The 19,234-nt window shown below is 62.4% G+C and carries 15 protein-coding genes and 10 tRNA genes; 22 read left to right on the top strand and 3 right to left on the bottom strand.

What is annotated here, in order from left to right:
- Positions 1-55 precede the first annotated feature (55 nt).
- The gene (locus HG800_RS07410; RefSeq protein ID WP_235963383.1) at positions 56-1,444 is read right to left on the bottom strand and encodes a spinster family MFS transporter; all 1,389 of its coding nucleotides are present in this window, start codon (positions 1,442-1,444) and stop codon (positions 56-58) included.
- Between the two features lie 628 nt (positions 1,445-2,072).
- Here HG800_RS07410 and HG800_RS07405 point away from each other — a divergent pair.
- From HG800_RS07405 to HG800_RS07355, 11 genes are all read left to right on the top strand, one after another.
- The gene (locus tag HG800_RS07405) at positions 2,073-3,611 is read left to right on the top strand and encodes a S1C family serine protease (RefSeq protein WP_235963381.1); all 1,539 of its coding nucleotides are present in this window, start codon (positions 2,073-2,075) and stop codon (positions 3,609-3,611) included.
- A gap of 432 nt (positions 3,612-4,043) precedes the next feature.
- Positions 4,044-4,115: transfer RNA gene (locus tag HG800_RS07400), tRNA-Ala, on the top strand.
- A gap of 32 nt (positions 4,116-4,147) precedes the next feature.
- A tRNA-OTHER gene (locus HG800_RS07395) sits at positions 4,148-4,218 on the top strand.
- A 185-nt stretch (positions 4,219-4,403) separates the two neighbouring features.
- A tRNA-Ser gene (locus tag HG800_RS07390) sits at positions 4,404-4,487 on the top strand.
- A 189-nt stretch (positions 4,488-4,676) separates the two neighbouring features.
- Positions 4,677-4,747, top strand: a tRNA-Glu gene (locus tag HG800_RS07385).
- A gap of 187 nt (positions 4,748-4,934) precedes the next feature.
- Positions 4,935-5,005, top strand: a tRNA-Ala gene (locus HG800_RS07380).
- A 119-nt stretch (positions 5,006-5,124) separates the two neighbouring features.
- Positions 5,125-5,210 (top strand) — tRNA-Ser (locus tag HG800_RS07375).
- 48 nt (positions 5,211-5,258) lie between these two features.
- A tRNA-His gene (locus HG800_RS07370) sits at positions 5,259-5,329 on the top strand.
- 307 nt (positions 5,330-5,636) lie between these two features.
- A tRNA-Cys gene (locus HG800_RS07365) sits at positions 5,637-5,707 on the top strand.
- Positions 5,708-5,828: 121 nt separating this feature from the next.
- Positions 5,829-5,904, top strand: a tRNA-Met gene (locus tag HG800_RS07360).
- A gap of 460 nt (positions 5,905-6,364) precedes the next feature.
- Positions 6,365-7,471: a slipin family protein gene (locus HG800_RS07355; RefSeq protein WP_169975320.1), complete on the top strand. Its 1,107-nt coding sequence runs from the start codon at positions 6,365-6,367 to the stop codon at positions 7,469-7,471.
- Positions 7,472-7,539: 68 nt separating this feature from the next.
- On the opposite strand, the gene HG800_RS07350 is transcribed toward HG800_RS07355, so the two are convergent.
- A tRNA-His gene (locus HG800_RS07350) sits at positions 7,540-7,612 on the bottom strand.
- A 268-nt stretch (positions 7,613-7,880) separates the two neighbouring features.
- Between HG800_RS07350 and HG800_RS07345 the strand changes: the two genes are divergently transcribed.
- From HG800_RS07345 to HG800_RS07295, 11 genes are all read left to right on the top strand, one after another.
- Complete coding sequence (locus tag HG800_RS07345; RefSeq protein WP_169975318.1) at positions 7,881-8,906, top strand: Gfo/Idh/MocA family protein; 1,026 nt, start codon at positions 7,881-7,883, stop codon at positions 8,904-8,906.
- A 181-nt stretch (positions 8,907-9,087) separates the two neighbouring features.
- Positions 9,088-9,456: a DNA primase gene (locus HG800_RS07340; RefSeq protein WP_169975316.1), complete on the top strand. Its 369-nt coding sequence runs from the start codon at positions 9,088-9,090 to the stop codon at positions 9,454-9,456.
- Between the two features lie 204 nt (positions 9,457-9,660).
- On the top strand, positions 9,661-10,089 hold the full coding sequence (locus HG800_RS07335) for a TPR end-of-group domain-containing protein (protein WP_169975314.1): 429 nt from the start codon (positions 9,661-9,663) through the stop codon (positions 10,087-10,089).
- 81 nt (positions 10,090-10,170) lie between these two features.
- Positions 10,171-11,022: a purine-nucleoside phosphorylase gene (locus HG800_RS07330; RefSeq protein ID WP_169975312.1), complete on the top strand. Its 852-nt coding sequence runs from the start codon at positions 10,171-10,173 to the stop codon at positions 11,020-11,022.
- Between the two features lie 23 nt (positions 11,023-11,045).
- Positions 11,046-11,441, top strand: a complete 396-nt coding sequence (locus HG800_RS07325) for a hypothetical protein (RefSeq protein WP_169975310.1) — start codon at positions 11,046-11,048, stop codon at positions 11,439-11,441.
- Complete coding sequence (locus HG800_RS07320) at positions 11,438-11,806, top strand: DUF433 domain-containing protein (protein ID WP_169975308.1); 369 nt, start codon at positions 11,438-11,440, stop codon at positions 11,804-11,806. Before HG800_RS07325 ends, HG800_RS07320 begins: the two co-directional genes overlap by 4 nt.
- Positions 11,807-11,821: 15 nt before the next feature.
- The gene (locus tag HG800_RS07315) at positions 11,822-12,187 is read left to right on the top strand and encodes a DUF5615 family PIN-like protein (RefSeq protein ID WP_169975306.1); all 366 of its coding nucleotides are present in this window, start codon (positions 11,822-11,824) and stop codon (positions 12,185-12,187) included.
- 42 nt (positions 12,188-12,229) lie between these two features.
- Positions 12,230-15,088, top strand: coding sequence for an isoleucine--tRNA ligase (ileS, locus tag HG800_RS07310; protein ID WP_169975304.1), 2,859 nt, complete (start codon positions 12,230-12,232; stop codon positions 15,086-15,088).
- 15 nt (positions 15,089-15,103) lie between these two features.
- Positions 15,104-15,682 carry a hypothetical protein gene (locus tag HG800_RS07305; RefSeq protein WP_169975302.1) on the top strand — a complete coding sequence of 193 codons (579 nt, stop codon included), beginning with the start codon at positions 15,104-15,106 and terminating at the stop codon, positions 15,680-15,682.
- 490 nt (positions 15,683-16,172) lie between these two features.
- Complete coding sequence (locus HG800_RS07300) at positions 16,173-16,916, top strand: choice-of-anchor W domain-containing protein (protein WP_169975300.1); 744 nt, start codon at positions 16,173-16,175, stop codon at positions 16,914-16,916.
- A gap of 260 nt (positions 16,917-17,176) precedes the next feature.
- Positions 17,177-17,611: an EamA family transporter gene (locus tag HG800_RS07295; RefSeq protein ID WP_169975298.1), complete on the top strand. Its 435-nt coding sequence runs from the start codon at positions 17,177-17,179 to the stop codon at positions 17,609-17,611.
- A 229-nt stretch (positions 17,612-17,840) separates the two neighbouring features.
- On the opposite strand, the gene HG800_RS07290 is transcribed toward HG800_RS07295, so the two are convergent.
- Positions 17,841-18,629: a transglutaminase-like domain-containing protein gene (locus HG800_RS07290; protein WP_169975296.1), complete on the bottom strand. Its 789-nt coding sequence runs from the start codon at positions 18,627-18,629 to the stop codon at positions 17,841-17,843.
- Between the last annotated feature and the right edge of the window lie 605 nt (positions 18,630-19,234).

Below are 19,234 nucleotides of genomic sequence, written 5' to 3'. Positions count from 1 at the left end.
ACCGGCTTCCCGCCCCGATCCCCCTGAATCGCATTGCAATCCCCCGGGTTTCGGCTCATCCCTGCCGGGCGGCTGGGTTCGCTCGGAGCTTGGCGAGCATCAGGGCCATCTCCCTCGGTAAGTGCCGCGCCCCGGCCAGCAGGACGCAACCGCCCAGCACGATCGCCGGCACGACCACGAGCATCCCCGCCGTCAGGTTTCGGTACGAGCCGTCTGGCTGCTCCACTGGTCTGGCCCCGATCCGGAACAGCCATTCACCGATCCACGAGGCCATCACCTCTGGATCCCCAAGATAATCCGAGGCCGCCCCCATCAGCATCGGCGACCAGAGGTCGCCCAGCACGTGGATAAAGAAGATCGAGACCGCATAGGCCACCCCTCTCATGTTCGGCGTCACCACGTTGGCAATCACCGCGTTGCACGGCCCGGTGTTCATCAGCATGAGGGTCATCGCCACAAACATCGAGCCGATGATCAATGGCTCACTCGTACTGAAGATCGCCCCCAGCACGAACGGGACCGCCAGCAGCATGGCCGTCCCGGGAACGAGGAACAGCGCTTTTGGGTTGGTTCGCGAAAGGATGTCGGCCAGCCAGCCGCCGAGGCTCATCCCAATAATCGCGGCCAAGCCCCCGCTCAGGCCCACCACCAACGCCGCCTTCTCGGTTCCGAACCCCTTGACCCGGTCGAGGTACGACGGTAACCAGTACGCCAGCCCCCCAAAGGCGAACGTGAACGTCGCCAGGCCGAACACGACGTACGTGTACGATGAGTTGACGGCCAGATCCTTGTAATCGGCCGCAGTCGGCATGACCCGCTCGTGAGCCTGCACGCGCTCCAGATCAACGTTCTCACTCGCCCCTCGGATCGGTTCGGGGAGCAGAAGCACGATGAACGCCGCGATCAATCCCGGAAGTCCGACGATGAAAAAGGCAAGCCGCCAGCCGCCGTAAGCTTCCAGAGGGGTCCCAGCAACCCATCCCGGACTGTTCGTGGCAATCCAGGCTGCACCGAAGACTCCCATCGCATACCCGAGCGGCATGGCCATGTAGAAATACGCCATCACCCGCGACCGTCGCTCCCGACGGAACAGGTCCACCAGGATCGTCGGCGCAAGGACTCCGTAAGTCGCCTCTCCGATTCCCAGCAAGCTTCGGGCGAAGGTCAGCTCTCCGTAACTTCGCACCAGCCCCGTACCCACCGTGGCCAGGCTCCAGAGGCCCACCCCGAAGGCCAGCAGCCAGGTTCGTCGCCCTCGATCCCCGAACCAGCCCATCAACGGGCTGATCAGGCTGAACGTCAGCAGGAAGTAGAAATTCAACGAGCCGGCCTGCCCGTCGCTCATCTCCAAATCGGCCTGAACCTTCCGCAAGACACCGGCCAGGGCCCAGCGGTCGAGATAGTCGAGTAAGTGGATGACGAACAGAACCGAAAAGGTGGTCAATGCCCACCGGCTCGCCTTCGAATCCATTCTTCCCGCCGGGCCGGTGTTCAGAGTTCGGTCAGATACCTGAGCAGGCCCCGGTTCGTTCGTTGCGTCGTTTTCTGCCACGAAATGGCCCCTGTGTCGTTGAGAACCCTGACCGGGGGGGTGGGTCTTTCGGCCGGGCTCCAGGAATCGAAAATGCTACGAGATCGCAGTGCCGCGTTCCAGGGGGAGTCTCTGCTTCGTGGGGACGAGGTGTCCTCGACCAATCCGTTCGCTGCGAATCCCAATGGCCTGCGTGCCATTCCCCTGCCTTCGGGTTGAGATCAATCGCTTTGGCCTCTCGGTTGCAGATTCGCGTGTCGTCCTTGCCCCTGCAATCGCCTGGCAGTCACTGCGTTCCGAGGTGTGAGGCGCGATCATGGCAAAGGAAATGACCTCAGCCATGGCTCACCGTCTCCTCAATCTTGCTCGGCACTCAGTTGCCCTGAGCGGGATGGGCGCATGCAAACTGGCCTCGTAAACTTCCCCCAAATAGCGAAACCCTACGGAATGACACGAACCATCTCCCGAATCCAATAATGAAAACAACCGCCCGGCTGACAGGTTGAACGCTTCCGGAGTGACCAAGGCCAAGGAGCGCCCCTTGTCACACGATCAATCCGACCATCCTCGCCACCTCGAACCGAACCGTTTCTCTCCTGAATTTGCCTCGCTGGAGAAGGAGTTCCAAGCGACTCCTTCTCCAGTCAACAGTCTCCAGAACGATCCCCCCCCTGCCGAGGAACCGCTCGATGATTCCGATTCGCAGTCGGTTCCGACGGATGTCTATTCGTCTCGAATCGATTCCTTCGATCGGGTACCCACCATGCAACATCATCGCATTTGGAATCTGCTGGGCAGGATCGGACCCTACCTGCTGACCATCATCATCACATTGGCGATCTCCTCACTCTTTGACCTCGGGTTCAATCCACGGAATCTGGTCGATCGTCAGCGGCTCGCGCCCGATTCTCCCCTTTACTACGACGCGAACACTCCCGAACTCCTTGCGAAACGAGACGTCGACACCCGGGCGTTTCCCGATCCCCCAGGCGACCGAATCAGTCCCGCTCCCGCTTTCTCGACCGATACTTACGCGGACGAGCGAGTCACCAACGCACCTGACACTCTGAACGAGGGCGACCCCGTAGGCCTGGCCATCACCGGACTCGCCCCTGACGAGCAGAACACGATCCGGATCTACGAGGCGGTCAACCGATCCGTGGTCAACATCTCCACCTCGGCCACCGTTCGAGGACTCTTTCAGGATACCGAGGTCTCCGGCTCCGGCTCCGGATTCGTCATCAACGACCAGGGGCATATTCTGACGAATCACCATGTCGTCGAGGGGGCCGAAGTGGTCCAGGTCGGCCTCTTTGATGGTTCCGTGCTCGATGCCCGAGTGGTGGGAGTCGACCCAAGCAACGATGTCGCCGTGCTCAAGGCCCTTTCACCTCCCGACTCGCTTGTCCCGGTCGTCCTCGGAGACAGCCGAAATCTCAAGGTCGGCCAGAAAGTGCTCGCGCTCGGGAACCCCTTCGGACTGGAGCGAACCCTCACGACTGGCATCATCAGCAGTCTCGACCGCTCCCTTGAAGCCAAGAACGGGCGATCGATTCGAGGGATCATACAGACCGACGCCTCGATCAACCCCGGCAACTCCGGCGGCCCTTTGCTCAACAACCGGGGCGAGGTCATCGGGATGAACACAGCGATCTACAGCCGGGTCGGCCAGTCCTCCGGCATCGGCTTCGCCGTGCCGATCTCGACGATCAAGCGAGTCCTGAAACCATTGATCGAACAAGGCTACGTCGAACGTGCCACGCTGGGCATCGCCCGCGTCTATGCGCTCGATCAGGGCTTGCTCGTCCTCGGAGTTGAGGCAGGCGGCCCGGCCGACCAGGCCGGGATTCGGTCGCTTCGCATCCAGTACCTCCGGGACGGTCCATTTGTCCGAGCCCGGATCGATCCCGACTCGGCCGATGTGATTCTGGCGATCAACGGCGTCCCGGTCCAGAGCGTCGGCGAGTTGCTCACCGAGGTCGAGTCATATATGCCCGGTGAGACCATCACCGTAACCCTCCGCCGGAACGGAGGCGTGGACGACGTCACCGTCCGGCTAGGTCGCACCATCATCCGTTGATCCCCTTGCGGTCGATCTTCGCCACGATCGCTTGCTGAAATAAATCCTGGGAAGGGCGCGAACATCCGTCACCGATTAAGCGTCTGGGAAAGTGTTCGCCGATTGGCGAGGCTTAACCGGGGCCGTGCGGCCTTGGGGTTTCTCTCCGTCGCTTCTGCAGGGGAGTAGGATCGCAATGTGCTTGAATCGATCATTCGCTCAACTGTTATCACGAAGCGCGAGTCAACCGGAAGCGATGCGTCCGGCCTGGTTGAGCGCACGGTCCCTGCTCCTCTGACGACCGATCACCGTCTCGCGAATCCCTCGCAACGGCCCGGTCGTCCCATGACGACCGGGCCGTTTTCGATACGCCGCAATCAATCAGTTGAGATGGAACATTCCACGGCGTTCGCAAACCGCGCAACCAATCCTCGTGAACATCGATTGCCCGAAGCACTGGTGGTCCAGAGCCCAGGACACCGCGCTCGCATCGCGGTGGCGTGGGTTCGACTCCCACCCGGTGCTCTTGTTCTTTGATAATCAGGTGTTCGATTCTCGTGCCCATGATGGTGCGGCTGTCCGCTGCCCTCCTGGGGCGGATGTGCGGGTTCGACTCCCGCTGGGCACTCTTGAACGAATCGATCGAGACCTTGGGTGGGAAACCCCTGGCACACGGCGACCACTGCTTCAAACTCAAGCACCTTGAAACCAAGATCCGATCCATCAATCGGGATGTTCGTGATCGCTCGCATCAGGTGGTTCGCGGGGAACCGCAGGTGTCATTTCAGCCAATGGTTCACGGACTTCCTGGAGGGAAGGGCAAGCCGATGGGCGACGGCAGCCGTTTGGAACACGGCCGAGCGATGAGCCTTGGGGGTTCGATTCCCTCCCCTTCCGCTGAACCACGCTGTTCCAGGCCAAAGATTTCAAGGCACCTCGACCCCTCGACTTCCGGTTTGATGCTGTTTCTAAACACGTGAATATTCAATCGTTCGCATCGCACAAGGACACCCGGCCCTCAACCGAACGACGCGGGGACAAGTTCTTCATGGGCGACTGAATATTGACCGGATTGATACGTGAAAGGGCTCGTTCGTCTAGCGGCAGGACACCTGGTTTTCAGCCAGGAGAGGAGGGTTCAACTCCCTCACGGGCTGCTCGGTGCCGTCGCAATACCATTCCTCCAGGCGTGGCAGGTGCCCGGCTGGGCCTCATAAGCCTGGTTTGCCCGGCTCGATACCGGGGCCTGGGACTCTCGGTAGGCCAAAGCCTTCCGGGTTTCGAACCTTCAAGGGTGGTTCAGGTTGACGTTATCGGGGTACGCTTCCGGCGATTAAACATGATGGGCTGCTGGTCTAACGGGACGACACCTGCCTTGCAAGCAGGAAATCGGGGTTCGACTCCCCGGCGGTCCACTCACAATCGCTCAATTGACGAGCCCAAAATTCAAGGGACAACGTCGCCCTCGCGTGGCGAAGTCGAGGATTGATTCCTGGCGGGTCGAATCTCGCCTCGATCCCATGAAACACACGATGGAAGGGAACCGGATACGGCTGGCCGGGCCTCTCTGCTAAGGAGTGCGCCTTTCGGGGCGTGAGGGTTCGAATCCCTCCCCTTCCGCTGCGATCCGATTCAATTCGTTCCTATTCGATCCAATTGACATCAATGGTGTCCGTGGTGTAACGGCAGCACCCGAGGTTGTGGGCCTCGAGGCACGGGTTCGATTCCCGTCGGACACCCTTCCAACCCATTGACGTTCATAGAGGTGTACGCCTGGGAGCGCAGCGCGTCTCCAACACGCGCCGAAAGGGTTCGAATCCTTGCACCTCTGCTCCGCGCTCAATGAGCTTGTCTGATTCTAGCCCCTGGAGTGTGTCGGATCGCACACGACGCTTCGAACGTCGAGGACCAGGTTCAACTCCTGGCGGGGGTACTCTGCTCAATCAGCACGTTCCCGGGGTGTGAGGGAGGCATACGACCCTGCGAAGGTCGAGGACCAGGTTCAACTCCTGGCGGGAGCACTGATTCAAAGAGGATCATCCATCAGACGCGGGAGCCAGACGGCCAGGCAACCGACTGCAAATCGGTGGAAGTGGGTTCGACTCCCACCCGCGTCTCTCCCGACGGCTTATCACCGTCGGGTCGTCTGAGGTCGCAGGGCCAGCGGCGCAACGGCCTCGCCTTCCAGGGCGATCGGCCCGGTGCGTTCCGGACATGGGATCGAAACGAAGCGTCCTCAGATCGTGGTAGCTCAGTTGGAGAGAGCACCGGGCCCATAACCCGGGAGTCGCAGGTTCGAATCCTGCCCACTTTACGGAAACAGGTTGAATGCCCGTTTCCCCACCCTGACGCGATAGCGTCTCACCTGAAGCCCGAGGGAGGCCAGCAGTTGTCCAATCGGCCTTCGCCCGGCGCGAGATGACCGGACGAGCCGACTCGGACCCACCGGGTCGGCTCGAGCGACATCCCGCCCACCGAGGCGAGCGCAAGCACGGACGAGGGGCCTTGAGGCCCGCAGAAATACCCCGCTGATCGTCGGAATTTGGCCATCGTTCGGGAAATCCTCTCGTGCGGTTCCGATCGCCCGAGCAGGACCCTCCCGACACGATTCCCCTGAGTCGACAATCATGGCTATCGATGCGATGCCCCGCACCCTCGGTGTGCGATTGGCGGCTGCCTGGCCTTCCAAGGGCGGTCCCGTTCTTTCGAAGGAATGCCTTTATGCCATTTCCCTGAATCACGTCCGGCGATTCCCCCGGACGAGGAGGCTCCCCATGTTCTTGATGAAGCGTGTTCATGTTCGAAGTTACGAGATGGGACTTCTCTTTCGCCGGGGAGAGTTCCGCGGCCTGCTCGGCGAGGGAACGCATTGGCTGTTTGACCCGCTCGGCCGGATCGAGGCTCAGGTCATCTCGATGCGAGCCCCTCGCCTCGTTCACGATCGGCTCGACCTGATCGTCAAGTCCGGCGTCTTGAAGCCATACGCCGAGGTCGTTGACCTGAAGGACGACCGCCGAGCTCTGGTCTGGATCGACGGCCGGTTCTCCTGTGTGCTCGGTCCGGGTCTGTACGTCTACTGGACCGGTCCTCGCGACGTTCGGATCGAGGTGGTCGACGCCCGCCGAGCCCGCTTCGAGCATGAGGATTTGAAGGTCATCGCCCAGACTCCGGGAGCCTCCGGCTTGCTGGATCTCTGCACAGTCGATCGCAACCGCGCCGGTGTCCTGTTCCTCGACGGTCATTACGCCGACACCCTCGACCCCGGTCTCTACGCCTTCTGGCGAGGGTCCACCGAGGCCCGAGTGGTTGAGGTTGACCTCCGTGAGGCCACGCTCGACCTGACCGGCCAGGAGATCATGACCGCCGATACGGTCACCCTTCGTTTGAACGCCCAGGTGAGCTTCGTTGTCAGCGACCCCCGGCGGGCCGTCTGTGTGGTCGACGACCACCGTCAGGCCCTCTACCGCGAGGCCCAGCTCGTGCTTCGGGCTGTCCTCGGCGGACGAACGCTCGACGCCTTGCTCGCCGACAAGGACAGCGTGGCCCGAGAGACCGAGGAGCTCCTCCGCTCCCGGGCATCGAGCCTCGGCCTGGAGGTCCGATCGGCCGGTATCCGCGACCTGATCCTTCCGGGCGAGATGAAGGACCTGATGAACAAGGTCACCGAGGCCCGCAAGGCCGCCGAGGCCAACCTCATCACCCGTCGCGAGGAGACGGCCGCGCTCCGCAGCCAGGCCAACACGGCCAAGCTCCTGACCGACCACCCAGCTCTCATGCGGCTCCGCGAGCTGGAGGTGCTGGAGCGGATCGCGTCCAGCGGGCACCTCAACGTAATCCTCGGCGAGAAGGGACTCGCCGATCGGGTGATCAACGTCCTCTAAAACGACCATCGCCCCTCGATCCCTGAGATCGAGGGGCGATACTTCTTTGCTGATTGGTTTGGGCAGAGGGTGGCTGACGGGATTCGAACCCGCGATCTCCAGATCCACAATCTGGCGCCTTAACCGCTAGGCAACAGCCACCATCGAAATGCTTTGCACAAGAATACGGAGCCCTTGCCGTCCGAGTCAAGCCGGCACTCGGGTCAAACTCGCCTCGATCGGTCGGGTTGAGCCGGAGTTGCAATGGCGAACGGCAGGCCAGGTGAGGGTTGTTGGTCCAGGAAGATCACGCCGATTACGGCGATGGTCTTGACGAGGCACCGTAGGCTTGCTGGGATGTTGCGATCCGTCACGTCTGGCGGATGAGTCGCCAGACCGAGGATCCGTCGGAAAGCTCCGGGTGCGAGACATGACAGCGCTTACGATTGGCATCGTCGGCTGTGGCCGATCAGCTCGGATTCACTCCGGGCGATTACGAGAGATCGAAGCGGTCCGCATTACCGGGTGCGTCGATTCGGATCGCGAGGCGGCGCGAGCCCTTGCCTCGGAGCTGATCGGCCCCGATGGCGACCCGTCATCCATTCAGGCCTTCGCTGACCATCAGCAGCTTCTGACCGAGGCTCGGCCCGACGTCCTGGCCATCTTCACCCCTCCTCGGGCCCACTACCGCACCGCAATGGATGGCTTGCAGGCAGGGTGTCATCTCTTTATTGAGAAACCGCTCTCGACCAATACCCAGGAGGCGGTCGATATCGTCAACCTGGCTCGAGGGCGAGATCGGGTCGTGGGCGTCGGGCACCAGTTTCGCCTGGTCCCGAGCTTGATTGAGGCTCGCCGATTACTGGCAGAAGGGGCGATTGGCCGTCTCAGGCTGGTCATGGCCGTTATGGCGAATTCCTGGCTCGCCACCCAACGAGAGCCGGGTGGCCACGCCTGGCGAGTCGACCCCAAGGTCTCGGGAGGAGGAATCATCGCCGATGACGGTGACCACCTGCTCGACGCCTTGATCTGGACCACCGACCGTCCCGTGGCCGAGGTTTCGGCCTTCCAGGATCGCGAGGAACCAGGCCTCGATGTCGTCAATGCCATCACTCTTCGCCTGATCGACGGCACGCCCGCCACCCTTGCCATTAGCGGTGTGTCCCCTGGCAGTTTGTTCGAAATCACGTATTTCGGCGAACGCGGCACCTTACGAGCGAATGCCTCAAGCCTTTGCCTCGCGGGAGCCGATTCAGAAGCTCCTGTTCAAGACCTTCCGTTGCGGAGCAACCAGACGAGCATTGATGGTGATTTCATCAACGCGATTCGATCGGGAAGTCCTCCCTGCTGCTCTGCTGAGCAGGCAATCGAGACGGTTCGTCTCCAGGAAGCGATTGCCCGATCGGCCGCGTCTGGCCAGATCATCCGCCTTGCCTCAGCCGACGAACCGCTCTGATTTCGATCTCTGGCCCCGGCGAGTTCTGGGCCATGCTTGACAATCGTTCTTTATGAGACTACCAGTATGTCTCCTCCGGCCCAAAGTGGTCCGGCGGAGAGCTTTCGGACTCGATATTCCCGCCCCGACCCTTCGGGCCGATCCCATCGGCCCGAGCCGTCCTGGCAAGAGGAACGACCCCATGTGGGACCTCCCGAACCCGCTCGCCTGCCTCGAGGACGACACGAACTCCGCCCTGCTCCTCGGTGATTGGGCCATCGCGGATCCCCTCGCCCGACATCCCGAAGAGGATGACGAGGAAGATTCCGGTGATGACGATCTGGCCGACGACGAAGACGACGACTTCGACGACGACGACTTCGACGACGATGATGATGACGATGATCTCGACGAAGACGACGACTTCGATGACGACGAAGATGACGACGACTTCGACGACGATGACGATCTCGACAACCTCGGCGATATCGACCTCGACGATGATGACGACTTCGACGACGACGATGATGACGATCTCGACGAGATTGAGGACGAAGAGGAAGATCTCTGAGTACCCCTGAAGCGTTTCCTCAACCGATCGTTCGGTTCCGGACGGCCCCTCGCTCGGGCCGCCCGACCGTTCGTTTTGTGTTCCCGGTTCAGACGAGGGCTTGGCACAACGTGTCTCGGCGTCGTAGTGTAGTAGGCTTGAACGTCCGAACCGGACGCCACGTCGAGTTCGACCGGCGACCGGACGGGAAGGGAGCGTTGCGCTATGGCCGCCTCTGATCACTTGCCAGGCAACTCCGACCGCGATCGGCCGTCGTCCGAAACCTCGACCCGATGCCTGCGCGAGCAATCACAGCGCGATTTCGAGGTCGAGTTCCTCGGCCGCATCCTCGACCGCGATCCCTTCTATGTAGATGCGCTCCGCGTTCAGGCCAACAACCTTGCTCGCCGCGGTGAATCCACCCGCGCCCTCCAACTCGATCGACGCCTGACTCGTCTTCAACCCGACCGTCCCATTCCCTGGTACAATCTGGCCTGCAGCTACGCGGTCCTTGGGATGATTGATCCCGCCTTCGACGCGCTGACCCGCGCCGTTGATCTTGGCTATCATCATTTTCGCCACATGCTCCGCGACCCCGACCTGAAAAGTCTTCGACAAGACCCCCGGTTTGCCCGGATTCTTCGTCGCGGCTGACGCTCAAGATCGCTCCCCCGACCATCTCCTTTTTGTTGTTCGATTCGAGCCTGTGCTGAATCGCTGCGGAACCCCCCTCCGATGCAGTATCACCGCTGGGACGACGTCCAGGACGCGACGCTCGCCGTTCGATCGCATTGGCCCGGCACCGGACGCGTCGGCATCGTGCTGGGCACGGGTCTCGGTCAGCTCGCCTCTCAAATTGACGCCGAAGCCACCATCCCTTACGAGGCCATCCCCCACTTTCCCCATCCGACCGGGGTCGAGAGTCACGCGGGACGACTCGTCTGCGGCACCCTTGCCGGCGTTCCGGTTGTTGCAATGGAAGGCCGGTTCCATCTTTACGAAGGCTACTCTCCGGCCCAGGTCACGTTTCCGATCCGGGTCTTGAAGGAACTCGGCTGCGAAACCTTGATTGTCTCCAACGCTGCCGGCGGTCTGAACCCCCTGCACCGTAAAGGAGACCTGGTGGTCATCGACGACCACCTGAACCTTCCCGGCCTAGCCGGCATCAATCCCTTGATCGGACCAAACGACGATCGCCTCGGCCCTCGATTCCCGGACCTCATCGAACCCTACGACCGCGAACTCCAGGACCTCGCCCTCTCGATCGCCCTCGCCGAAGGCATCCCCGCTCACCGCGGCGTCTATGTCGGCATCGTCGGACCGAACCTGGAGACCCGCGCCGAGTATCGGTATCTCCGAGGGATCGGTGCCGACGTCGTCGGCATGTCCACCGTCGCCGAGGTCCTCGTCGCCGTCCACGCCGGCATGAAGGTCCTCGGCTTCTCCATCGTCACCGACCTCTGCCTGCCCGACGCCCTCGAACCGGTCAAGATCGAGGAGATCATCGCCGTCGCCAACGAGGCCGAGGGCAAGCTTCGTCGCATCGTCACCTGGGTGATCGAACGGCTCGATTCCACGCAACCTTGAGAGGAAATGAGGGCCGATCACCGATGGCGGACACCACGACCCTCTACCGGCCCGTCGGCCCGGCCGAACTCGCCCTGATCGAGGCATCCGGCTGGCAGGCGTTCCCCCCTCGATTGCCCGAGCAACCGATCTTCTATCCGGTCCTCAACGAGGAGTATGCCCGGCAGATCGCCCGTCGCTGGAATGTCCGCGACCACGGCGCCGGCTTCGTCCTCCGCTTCCGGGTCGATCGCGACTTCCTCGGACGCTACCCCGCTCGGATCGTCGGCGGCAAGCTCCACGAAGAACTCTGGATTCCCGCCAAAGACCTCGACGCCTTGAAGCGCCACCTCGTCGGCCCCATCGAGGTCATCGCTTCGTTCGGCGAGGCCGACCGTCCCGACGAACACCCCCTGACACCCTCGGGAGGCAGCTCATGAGCACCGTCTCCTCCATCGCCGAGCACATCGTCATCACCCCCGGCACCTGCGGCGGCAAGCCCCGCATCGCCGGGCATCGGATCACCGTTCAGAATATCGTGATCTGCCACGAGCAGATGGGAATGTCTCCCGAGCAAATCGTCGAGGATTACGAGACCATCTCGCTCGCCGATGTCCACGCGGCCCTCGTCTACTATTACGATCATAGAGACGAAATCCTGGCAGACATCCGACGCGATGACGAAATCATGAAGGAAATCGAGGCCAGCCAGCCCTCGCTCCTGGAGCGGATTAAGCGTGAGAAGCCAGAGCTTTACCAACGGGCCGTCGAGCGACTCAGGGGCGAATCTTTCCCTGAGACCTGAGATCACGGGCCATCGATGACTCGATCGATCCGTTATCATCTCGACCACGATTTCAATTGCTGTAACGCCATCGCGAAAGCTCTTCGGGAGAAAGGGATCAACGTTACCGTAAGTCGCCAGGTCGGCCTGGCCGGCGCCTCAGACGATGAACAGTGGGAGCAAGCCCTCCGAACGGGGAGGGTCATCGTCACGCACGACGCCCACTTCATCGACTTCTGGCGTCGTCAGGTCGAACACGCCGGGATCGTCCGTTGCCAGCAGGGCGAACTTTCGGTCGGTGACGTCATTCGCGGACTCGTCCTGATTTGGGAAACGTGCTCGTCCGAAGAAATGATCGGTTCAATCATCTTCCTGAACCGAAGCCTCATCGAAGGACTCTGAGCCCGGTAATGGGCACAACGACTTAAGACAAGACGAACAACCATGTCCACCGACGCCAAAAAATACAAAGACACCCTGAACCTCCCCACCACCGCCTTCGCCATGAAGGCCAACCTCACCCAGCGCGAGCCTCAAATTCAGGCCCGGTGGGAGGAGATGGGCCTCTACGCTCAGATTCGAGCCGCCCGCAAAGGGAGCCCCCGCCGCGTCCTGCACGACGGCCCCCCCTACGCCAACGGCGACATCCACATGGGCCACCTGCTGAACAAGGTGCTCAAGGACATCGTCGTCCGCTACCACACCATGCGCGGTTATGACGCCCCTTATGTCCCCGGCTGGGATTGCCACGGCCTTCCCATCGAACACAAGGTCGCCAAGGACCTCGGCCCGAAAGCCGCCTCGATGAGCTTCCCCGAGATCCGCGAACTTTGCCGGACCGAGGCCCTCAAGTGGGTCGACGTCCAGCGCACTCAGTTCCAGCGCCTCGGCGCCTCCGGAGACTGGGCCAACCCTTACCTCACCCTCGACCCCCGCTACGAGGCCGGCATCATGGACGTGCTGGCCGACCTCGTCGAAAAGGGCTTCGTCTTCCGTCAGCTCAAGCCGATCCACTGGGACATCCACGACCGCACCGCCCTGGCCGAGGCCGAGCTCGAATACGCCGAGCACACCTCCCCCTCCATCTACGTCAACTTCCCGATCACCTCCGCCCTGCCGGCCGACTTCGGCCCCGGCCCCTGGCACGCGATGATCTGGACCACCACCCCCTGGACCCTCCCCGCCAACGTCGCCATCGCCGCCCACCCCGACCTCGAATACGCCGGCGTCCGCTACACCGACCCCGAATCCGGCCAGACCGTCCAGACCCTCTTCGCCTCGCCGCTCGTCGAGAAGGTCATGGGCCTCCGTCAGATCACCGATTACGAAATCGTTGCCCGCTGCACCGGCAAGGATGTCGAAGGCGGTTCGTACCAACACGTCTTCATCGACCGCACCGGCACCTTCGTCCTGGCCGATTACGTCACCGTCGAAGACGGCACCGGCCTCGTCCACACCGCCCCCGGCCACGGTGCCGACGACTACAAGACCGGCCTGAAGTACCACCTCCCCGTCATCAGCCCCGTCGACGCCTCCGGCCGCTTCCTCGACACCGACGGCGTCCCCGCCGACCTCGTCGGCCTCCAGGTCTTCGCCGCCAACCCGAAGGTCATCGAGATCCTCAAAGACGTCGGCGCACTTTTTCATCACTTCAACTTCCGCCACAGCTACCCCCACGGCTGGCGAAGTAAGAAGCCGGTCATCTTCCGCGCCACCGCCCAGTGGTTCATCGGGGTCGATCGCAACAATCTCCGCGAGAACACGCTCCACGCCATCCGCAACCAGGTCCGCTGGCTCCCCTCCTGGGGCCAGGCCCGCATCGAGGCCATGGTCGGCCAGCGTCCCGATTGGTGCATCAGCCGACAGCGCGCCTGGGGCGTCCCCATCCCCGTCCTCTTCGACGAGCGGAACGACTACCACCACCTCACCGCCGAGTCCGTCCGCTTCTACCGCGACCTGTTCGCCAAGGAAGGGGCCGACGCCTGGTTTACGCGCCCCGTCTCCGAACTGATCCCCCCCGACCTGGACACCAACGCCCACCCCGTCGAGCACCTCGAAAAAGGGACCGACATCCTCGACGTCTGGTTCGAGTCCGGCTCCAGCCACCGCTCCGTCGTTCGGGAGCCGAGCTACGACTCCGGCCCGTACCCCGCCTTCATGTACCTCGAAGGCTCCGATCAGCACCGCGGCTGGTTCCAGTCCTCCATCCTCACCGCCGTCGGTACCACCGGCCAGGCCCCCTTCGAGACCGTCCTGACCCATGGCTTCGTCGTCGACGACAAGGGCCAGAAGCAATCCAAGTCGCTGGGCAACGCAGTCCCCGCAGTCGAGTCGACCGAGAAGTACGGCGCCGACGTCCTCCGGCTGATGGTCGCCAGCCTCGATTACTCCAATGACGTCTCCCTCACCGAGCGCGCCATCAAGGAGGCTTCCGAGTCCTACCGCAAAATCCGCAACACCTTCCGCTACCTCCTCGGCAACCTCGAAGACTACGCCCGATTCGACCCCGACTCCGTCGATCCTTCCACCCTGCACCCGATCGACCGCTGGGCCCTCTTCCGCCTCAACACCGTCATCCGAGAGGCCACCGCCGCCTTCGACTCCTTCGACTTCTACCGGTCCTTCCAGCGCCTCTACCAGTTCTGCTCGGTCGATCTCTCCAGCTTCTACCTCGACGTCCTGAAGGATCGCCTCTACGCAGAGCACCCCACCGGCCCCGAGCGCCGCGCCGCCCAGTTCGTCATGGCCCGCATCCATTTGTGCCTGGCCCGCCTCTTCGCGCCAATCATGCCGCATACCTCCGAGGAAATCTGGGACCTCATCCCCGAATCCCCCTCCAAGGCCCCGAGCGTCCACCTCGCCCCCTGGCCCGAGCCCGACCCCTCGTTCGACGACCCCCGCCCCGGCGGCCTCGACTGGGATCTCTTCCGCGAGTCGCGCGAGGTCGTCTTCCGTGACCTCGAAAAGCTCCGCGCCGCCAAGGTCATCGGCAGCAACCAGGAGGCCCTCGTCACCGTCGGCAGCCCCGACCCCGAGGTCCTTGCCTCGCTCAACCACCTCCGCTCCCATTTCGAACGCATGTTCATCGTCTCCGACGTCCTTCTTGCCGAAACCCGCCCGGACGACGCCATCGACCTCCCCGACCGCAAGATCTGGTTCCACGTCCAGAAATCGCCGCACCCGAAGTGCGAGCGCTGCTGGAACCTCCGTCCGACCGTCGGGCAGGACCAGGAACATCCGACCCTCTGCTTCCGCTGTTCCCAGGTCATCCGAGAAGCAAACACCTCGCCTCCCCAAACCTGACAGGAACACCGGATCATGTCCTCACCCGACCCCGACCTCCGGAGCCGGCTCGAACACGCCCGAGACGCCGGCTCCCTCGTCCGCATCACCCGATCCTTCACCGACGGCTGGGAAGACGGCTACGTCCTCTCCCTCGGCCCCGATCTGGTCCTCCTTGCCGTCGTCGGCCACGGCATCCGCTTCGACGGCTACCAGGTCTATCGCCTCGCCGACATTTCCCGGCTCGACGACCCCGCCCCCCACTCCGCCTTCGTCGAGTCGGCCCTGAACCTCCGCGGGCTTGCGCGCCCCTCGACCCCGCCGGTCCACCTCGACAGCCTCCCCGACCTGCTCCGCTCCGCCACCGCCGCCTTCTCCCTCGTCACCATCCATACCGAGGACGAAGACCCCGAGGTCTGCTGGATCGGCCAGGTCGTCGAGACCCACCCCGACCGCGTCGTCCTCCGCCACATCACCCCCGACGCCTCCTGGGACGACCTCCCCGACTCCTACCCCCTCGACGAGATCACCCGCATCGACTTCGGCGGCTCCTACGAAAATGCCCTCTGGCTCGTCGCCAGCTCCGCCGACCAGACCAACGGTTCAACCTCGTAGCAGTCCATTCGGGTGCATAGAGCCCGAGCTTAGCGGGTGGCCGGGACAATGGCACCATGTCCCCGCGGCGGAGCCGCAAGAGGTCGGCAACGGCTTGTGTGGCCGGGGCCAAGCGCAGCGTGCCCTGGTGTCGGCAGCCACTGATCCCGGGGCACGCTGCGCTTGGCCCCGGCCACACAACGCGTTTCGTCTTTCGTTTTCTCTCAAAGATGATCGAGTTTCAGGGCTGATCTTTCCCCGGCCACCCGCCGGAGAAACGGGAGGAATCGTTGACATCGGCATGAGAAGAAAGGACACTGTGTCATGCCAGTGAGGATCCATCCATTCTTTAAGTGGTGCAGAGTCGAATCGGAACCGATCCGTTCTGGATCGATAGGACTTTTCTGGCAATGAGAGTATTGGCCGGGAACCGCATCTCTCTAGAATTCTGCGGGATCCGGTCTAAGCGGACGATTTTGATCGAGGAATTCTGTTAAGGAGCAGCGCAGGAATGAGTTTTCATCGGGTTTCAATAGGATTAGTCCTGGGGGCCGTGCTTGCTGCCCCGTCCACTTCACGCGCCGGGCTGCTGGTCCAGCAGGGTGCGTTCGAAACCGATACCGCATTCAATTCGACCCTAGCGAACGAAGGCTGGTCAGTCACCGGAGTGGCCGAGGGCACGTACGGCAATAATGCGTTGAATGGGAATTTCGAACTCAAGCTTGTCGATGACACCAGCACGGCGAATGGGCAACAACGTCAATTTATCTGGACGTCAGGAACTTCTTACGACTGGACCATGTCGTTCGATTCCGCAACCAGTACGATCACCTGGTTGTTCAACACCGGTTCGATCTCGCCCGTGACGCTAACTCGCGTGACCGGCGCCTTCGACTCAATCTTCATCCGAACCAGGGGCTCCGCGACCACCGCCTCTGAAGTCAGCATCTCCGAGTTCAACTCCTCCTCCTTGAGCGGAACCTCTTCGGCTCCTGGTGGCCCCGGGGACAATGTTGACTATCTCGGGCTCACGAATTTCGGCAGTGGGAATTGGGTCTTGAAGGGCAGCAGCATTCTGACCTTCAATGGCGGGACTGCGAATGCCGTCCCGTCATTCCAATTCAAATTCGTGGATACTGGTGGAGAGTTCCAGATCACAGCAATCCCCGAGCCGACGACTCTAGCAAGCGGCCTTCTGGGAGCCGCAATTCTTGGCATCGTCGCGTTCAAGCGTCGGCGTCACACCAGCGCGTGACCGGGATCAACCCAAACGACACATCCTTTCCGAACGGGGCCTTTTCCATCGGGAGCTGGCCCCCATCCCGTTAGCTCAGAAAGAGCAGGGTCACTGGGTTCGTCCCGATCCCAGTCCAGTCAGACGCTTCCTCAAGTGACTGGAAATCGATTTGTTCCCTGCCGATCGGTCATGACAGCAAGCCGGCTGACGCGGCGAACGGGAGAAACTGGGCCGAACTAGACCGTTCCTCGCGTCCCGTTTCGGCTCGGTAGATCATCATGACGTCCCCTCACGATTGGTTCTTCTGGGCATCACTGTCGGCGTGCTTCGCTGCGCTGACTGCAATCTTCGCCAAGGTCGGAATTCGAGGGGTCGACTCCGACTTCGCGACACTCATTCGTACCGTTCTCGTCCTCTTCGTGCTGACAGGATTCGTGCTGTACGCAGGCAAGTGGAGTGACCCTCGAACCCTTGCTCCCAGGACAATCCTGTTCCTGGCGCTGTCGGCCCTGGCCACAGGCGCGTCATGGGTCTGCTATTTTCGAGCGCTTCAAGTCGGCGAGGCATCAAAGGTCGCACCGGTTGACAAGTTCAGTCTTGTGCTTGTTGCGCTCTTCGCCTTCGCATTCCTCGGTGAACGGCCCTCCGCACGAGAATGGCTGGGGATCGGTTTGGTGGCGATCGGCGTACTTGTCCTGGCATTGAAGCGGTAATTGAAAACGTCGTGCCCCAAGCCAGTGTTTCAGCGGAAGGCTGTTCGCGTTCCGCGCCGCAAGACATCAAGAACTTCACATGGCGACCGCGACTACGAAGCCTTCCGTCCTGCGATTCGGCCCGTGAGCGGGAACTCGGCACGCTGGCCAGGTGTCGGAGCCGCATCAGGACAACCGGATTCAGTCCGGTCGTTCGGTGAGGCCTCCCCTCGAACGGTGAGGGGATGCCTCAATCGCCAACCTTGCAAACCTCCACCGACTGCTCGACCACCTCATGCGGCGTCCAGAGCGTCATCATCGCCACGTCGGTGGCGTCGCGGCCGAGGGCGATCGGGACGAGGGCGGGCCGAAGACCGGCGAAGGTGGCATCGACGTTGTGCCACGCCCCACCCAAATAGACCTGAACATAGCCGTGGAAGTCCGGCGGTTCGAGACCCAGGGCGTAGCCTGAAACGTACCGAGCGGGGATGTCCAGCGCCCGGCAGAACGCGATGACCAGGTGGGCGAAATCACGGCAAACGCCGACCCGATCAATCGCCGTCCCCCTCGCCGAGGTGGTCGGGCCGGTCGTGCCGTAGCGATACTCGACCCGACTCCGCACCCAGTCCGCGATGGCCCGGACCTGACCGGCCCCGGGGGCAAGATCGCCGAACTCGCTCTGGGCCATCCGGGAGAGCACGTCCGACTCGCAATATCGCGACGGCAAGGTATAAATCAAGGTCTCGGGTGGGAGGTCCTGAGCCGGATGTTTGACGGCATCCTCCGGGATCTCGGCATTCGGCTCGACCTCGACGGTGGCCGAAAATGCGAAGGAGAACCGACCCTTCGGCGCGATGAAGTGCCGCTGAGGGTTGCCGTAGAGGTCTCGACCCAGGACGCACGATCGGGTCGGACTGGTCGTCAAGTCTTCCTCGACCACCCGATGCCGTTCCCCGCTCAACGACGGCTCGACCATCAGGCAGCCGAACGACTCATCCTGCAATTCGTAGGTCGCGGCGACCCGGACTGCCAAGCGCATGCTGAGACTCCCCTTCGACTCCAATCCCTGGCTCCCATCAGTATAGCGTTCGGTCCGAGCAAGGCGGGAAGATTTGAAGGTGCGTCCATCGGGGAACACCGGGCACCTGCTCACCAATAGAACACGGCGACCCGGTGACACCTGGGATCGCCCCTTGCTTGGCAACGGGTCGAGGTGCGCTCGTACGTCGATCCGCTCGAACCACCCATTCAGAGACGATCAAGACGGCCCCCGTTATCGTGTCCTTACCATTTTGTGTGACTGCCCCTCGTCCCAATCACGATAGTAAGGGACAGGAAGGTCTCCGCCCTCCCGACGATCCCCCCGATTGGCCGATCGTCTCCCCGCCCTCGCCTCCCTCTCGGCGAGCGCCAACGACCACGAGGGAGCCCACTCGATCCCGTCTCCTCCCCGCTGTCCCCGAGTCCGCACCCGTGTTCCCTCCATCGCGACCGCCTCACCCTCCGCGTCCTCCCGTTGCCTCCCGACAACGATCTTCCTCGGGCTCCTTCCATGCCCCGATCCCCTTCCCTTCCCTGGATGCGACCCGGCTTGCCCCGCGTTTGTGGCCCGATCCTCCCTGGCGTGACGAAACGAACCCATCG

The sequence above is a fragment of the Tautonia rosea genome (genome assembly GCF_012958305.1).
Lineage (GTDB): Bacteria > Planctomycetota > Planctomycetia > Isosphaerales > Isosphaeraceae > Tautonia > Tautonia rosea.
This window is presented reverse-complemented; position numbering and strand designations above follow the sequence as displayed.